The organism is Bartonella capreoli (assembly GCF_902813205.1).
Taxonomy (GTDB): domain Bacteria; phylum Pseudomonadota; class Alphaproteobacteria; order Rhizobiales; family Rhizobiaceae; genus Bartonella; species Bartonella schoenbuchensis.
The window spans coordinates 1-397 of sequence record NZ_CADDZX010000353.1 but is presented as its reverse complement, the minus strand read 5'-3'; the positions used below and the strand labels follow the sequence as shown (position 1 = coordinate 397).

The following is a 397-nucleotide window of genomic DNA, read 5'->3' as shown; positions in this document are numbered from 1 at the left end:
GCGGCATATTCAACTTCAGCTTCATCACGAATCCATTCTGCTGCGCCGGTGAGCAATTCATTGTATATCGCTGCACCAACTTGTCTCAGTTGAAACTGTACATCTCGTTTATTATTACGCTCTGGTCCAACAATGGCATTCACCAGAGGGGCAATACGGTTAAACGTCATAACAGGGCGCCGCTGTGCTTTTAAAACAGCTAAATCTTCTTCTGCCCACAGACGTCCATTATAAAAATCAAAGTCTTCACGCGCCTGCTCTCGCCATTCATTGACATGCTCAATATCTTCCCCGTGCCAATACTTAAGACGACTATAAAGCCCGTCATCATCAAGACTTGTTGTTTTTTTAAGGTCGTTTTCTAAAATGCCATCCATGATGCCGTTTCTCTTTCTGT

General features: G+C 43.8%; 1 protein-coding gene. It reads right to left on the bottom strand.

Annotation, left to right across the window (positions count from 1 at the left end):
- Window positions 1–377, bottom strand: a 377-nt coding sequence (locus J7R05_RS08760) for a portal protein (protein WP_484479017.1), incomplete at its 3' end; no start/stop codon positions are given.
- Between the last annotated feature and the right edge of the window lie 20 nt (window positions 378–397).